At 48.6% G+C, this 3,597-nt stretch carries 5 protein-coding genes; 4 read left to right on the top strand and 1 reads right to left on the bottom strand.

Translation table 11 applies throughout. The annotated features are described in order from the left end of the window. On the bottom strand, positions 1–1,044 hold a 1,044-nt coding region (locus BUA53_RS20790), incomplete at its 3' end, for a SprB repeat-containing protein (RefSeq protein WP_175546137.1). A gap of 784 nt (positions 1,045–1,828) precedes the next feature. Between BUA53_RS20790 and BUA53_RS20785 the strand changes: the two genes are divergently transcribed. The 4 genes from BUA53_RS20785 to BUA53_RS20770 all read left to right on the top strand — a co-directional run bounded on the left by BUA53_RS20785 (position 1,829) and on the right by BUA53_RS20770 (position 3,489). Beyond that, positions 1,829–2,584: a hypothetical protein gene (locus BUA53_RS20785; RefSeq protein ID WP_072837314.1), complete on the top strand. Its 756-nt coding sequence runs from the start codon at positions 1,829–1,831 to the stop codon at positions 2,582–2,584. A gap of 81 nt (positions 2,585–2,665) precedes the next feature. Beyond that, positions 2,666–3,139 (top strand): DUF5675 family protein, encoded by a 474-nt coding sequence (locus BUA53_RS20780; protein WP_217653047.1) that lies wholly within the window; start codon positions 2,666–2,668, stop codon positions 3,137–3,139. Then, positions 3,132–3,317, top strand: a complete 186-nt coding sequence (locus BUA53_RS20775; protein WP_245793241.1) for a hypothetical protein — start codon at positions 3,132–3,134, stop codon at positions 3,315–3,317. Before BUA53_RS20780 ends, BUA53_RS20775 begins: the two co-directional genes overlap by 8 nt. After that, entirely contained in the window at positions 3,307–3,489 is a 183-nt protein-coding gene (locus BUA53_RS20770; protein WP_072837312.1) for a hypothetical protein, read from the top strand. The genes BUA53_RS20775 and BUA53_RS20770 overlap by 11 nt, the downstream gene beginning before the upstream one ends. The last annotated feature ends 108 nt before the right edge of the window (positions 3,490–3,597 follow it).

Below are 3,597 nucleotides of genomic sequence, written 5' to 3'. Positions count from 1 at the left end.
AGTTACCGTGAGGGTGTATGCACCAGCAGGCAATCCAGATTTATTGGCAGTAGTGGCTACTTCAACATTGGAAGCATTCTTCCAGCTATAATGTACAGTGCCCACAGCATTGCTTACCGTACCAGCTGTTACTGTTCCATTAGTTCCTCCAAAACATGTGACATCCGTTTTACTGCTGGCACCCAGGGACAAGGCAGCAGAAGGACCTGTAAGGGTCACTACTTTTGAAAAAGTACATGACTTGCTATCAGAGATCACGCAGGTATATGTTCCCTTGGTAAGGCCTGTAAGATCTTCACTAGTTGACTGCCCGGATGGTATACTTCCTCCATTGCTTGCAGACCAGGAGAAAGTGTATGGTGCAGTTCCGCCAAAAGGCGTTAGATTGATGGTACCATTTGATGCTCCAAAACAGGTAAGGTTACCTGCAACTGCACTTCCATTCACCCCTGCATTGATTTGAATCTCAGGCAATGTTCCGCATTTTGGATTGATAGTGGCGGAATTAATGGTAGCACAGGTGCTTTTAGGTGAAGCATCTGTCCATGCAAGAAATAGGTCTTTAATTTTTAAAGCATCCCCACAGGTATAAGTAATAGTATTAAAATCCTTACTATATGAACTTGGCAAAGGCCCGGTTGGTGGTATAGGTCCTGAACAACCCTTTATGGGTGATGTTTCTACGCTATTATCTGCATGGGTAATGACCAGGGTCCCCCAAAAGGCAAATGCCGTTCTCGATGAACCTGTTTTATTATTGATGGCCAGGGTAAGTGTTCTTGTCAGTATTGTCCCCGGAGTACAAGAATTACAGGTATTGCCCCCCGTTAGCGTTGCACCCACCAATTCCAGGTCTTTGGAAGTACAAGAGCTCGCGGATGGAAAAGTGGTAGTTGTTTGCGCAAAAGCAACAAGCCCCACTACTAAAAAGTATAAAAGGAAAAAAACAGATTTAGGGAATAAGCTAAAGAGATTTCTCTTATGCTCGCATTGCTGGCCAGGTAAAGCAAAATGCTTTGAATCAGAAGTAGTAACTCTTCTCATAATTGTAGTATTTAGGTTGTGATAATTGACAAAAGGAGGATGGCCCACATGGTGCGGGTGGAAGTTGGAATTCCCTTGAGTAACTGGCATAAATGCAATCGTTTTGATTGATAAATGAAGAACAGGAATGCTTCCGGGGATTGATTAAAGCTGGTTCGGGGGACGGCAATAGCCATCCATTCCTAGAATTTTGGATGAAGTGCACAAGTAGCCTGGCTGAAGAAGATCAGTTCATCTACATCTAAGGCTTATCGGTATACTTTGGTGTTATAGGCGCAGTTAGTTACCAGGGTTGGATCAATAAGAAACAGGTTGCTATCCAGGTTTAGGAGAGGACATCGCCGTTACTCGAGGAGTGCGGAAAGAAGTTTCAGGGGTTGAATGAAGTGTCGTTGCGGTTTAAACAGGATAGGTGATAACTCTTACTAATTTACTTCAATAAATCAATATGCATCATGATCTCACCAATTATTTTAAAAATATTTCTCAGCGCCTGGTGGCAGCTTCCTTTCTTTTCCAAAACTAACTAACCATTCATCATGGATAGTGCTAAATACTTCTATCCTGCTGAGGTATAAGACCTAACACCCATTCCCGGCCAATCCGGCCAAAAGCGGACAAAACCGGTCATTTCCGGCCAAACCGGCCATACCCGGCCATGGCATTTTTACATTGCTAAAAAGCTTAGTATTCTTGTGAAGGCAAGCAGCTAACAGGGGCCTAACGATCATGATCAACTGTTTTCGGCAAGCCGCATTTATTCATTTTTAAAAACCAATATTTTATGGCCAAGCAAAGAAGTATCATCAAACTGGATGGTACCATTTCAGACATCACTTTTTACAAAACAGCCGATGGCTACCTGGCAAAGGAAAAATCAGCCATTTCTGCCAACCGCATTGCCACCGACCCTGCCTTTGAAAGGACAAGGGAGAACGGAATTGAATTCGGCCATGCAGGTGCAGCGGCCAAACTGCTCCGCAAATCCATCCGTCCCCTGCTCAACAAGGGCAGGGACCGCAGGGTAGGCAGCCGCCTGACCAAAGAAATGATGAAGGTGGTGAAATCGGATGCTACCAGCACCCGCGGACAACGCAATGTGCTGGATGGTGAAACCGAAATGCTCGAGGGCTTTGACTTTAACATCAACGCACCACTGGGCAGCACCTTGTTTGCACCTTACGTGGCAACCATCGACCGCACCACGGGCACCTCAGGGGTCAACCTGTCGCCTTTTGTACCGGCAGATGCCATTGCCGCACCGGATGGTGCTACGCACTTCAGCATTGTAAGTGCCGGCGTGGAGATTGATTTTGAAGGCGGCGTGACCGTTCAGCAGATCTCCGACAGCGGCATAATGCCACTGGGCAACACGGCCGGATCGGCAGTAACGATGACGCACACACTGACAGCGAACAGCACACACCCGATTTTCGTATTACTGGGCGTGCAGTTCTTCCAGGACGTGAACGGCATCAAGTACAGCCTGAAGAACGGCGGTTACAATGCGCTGGGCCTGGTGAAGGTGAGCGGACTGTAATTCATAGAGGGAGGAAGGTCTCTTCCTCTCCTTTTTTCAACCGTTGCTAATTTTTAAAAGCCCGTTTTTAATCCTTATGCTATGAAAACCAATGTTGTGACACTTGAACTGGTCCGAAGCTATTACCCTTCGGGTACCAATGGGAATATCTATGCCGGCGGCGCGCTGGTATGCCATAGCATTGAACTGCCATGGAAAGACAACCAGCACCGGGTATCCTGTATTCCCGAGGGAACGTATGCCATAGGAAGGCGGTTCAGCCCTAAGTTTGGCTGGCACCTGGAGGTAAAGGATGTGCCCGCGCGGTCCAATATCCTGGTACATCCTGCCAATGATGCCCTGCACGAACTGAAAGGCTGCATTGCTCCTGTATCACAGCTTTCCGGTGCCGGAAAAGGGGTGCGGTCAAGGCTTGCCATGGAAAAGCTTTGCGCCCTTCTTTTCCCGGTATTGGAAAACAAGACAACCGTAATGATCACTATTAAATCAGAAAACCATGAACCTCATACAAAGATTCTCAGCCCCCACCCCGTCCTTCTTCAGGAAGTTGCGTAACGTGGCGCTGGTGCTGACGGCTGTCAGCGGCAGCCTGCTGGCAGCGCCCGTGGTGCTACCGGCCCTGGTGGTGCAACTGGCTTCCTACCTGGCAGTAGCAGGCAGTGTAGCCATGGCCGTTAGCCAGGCCACTACGGAGGAAGGCACACCTGTTCCTCCGGAAGGTTATGAACCCTGACGGAAGCACAAGGGCAGGCACTGTAGGCGGCACACTGCTGGTGCTGCTGCAACTGATGCCCGGTGAGGTAATGAAGACCACCCTGCTGGCCTTCATTGGAGCCGTGGTCAGTTTCGGCACCTCGCTGCTATTGAAATGGCTGGTGAAGTGGTGGAGAAAAAGAGGCCTGTAATGGGCCTCTTTTTTAGTCGGGAGTCGGGAGTCTGTAGGCGGGAGTCGGGAGTTTTGAACCACGGTGTCACAATGGCACGGAGAAGCACAGAGATATTTAGCCACTAAG

Origin of the sequence: Flavisolibacter ginsengisoli DSM 18119 (assembly GCF_900129295.1) — a bacterium.
Taxonomy (GTDB): Bacteria; Bacteroidota; Bacteroidia; order Chitinophagales; family Chitinophagaceae; genus Flavisolibacter; species Flavisolibacter ginsengisoli.
This window is presented reverse-complemented; position numbering and strand designations above follow the sequence as displayed.

Coding starts and splice junctions, on each gene's coding strand:
- BUA53_RS20785 (WP_072837314.1), top strand. CDS start 1,829: ATGGCCAAGCAAAGAAGTATCATCAAACTGGATGGTACCATTTCAGAC.
- BUA53_RS20780 (WP_217653047.1), top strand. CDS start 2,666: ATGAAAACCAATGTTGTGACACTTGAACTGGTCCGAAGCTATTACCCT.
- BUA53_RS20770 (WP_072837312.1), top strand. CDS start 3,307: ATGAACCCTGACGGAAGCACAAGGGCAGGCACTGTAGGCGGCACACTG.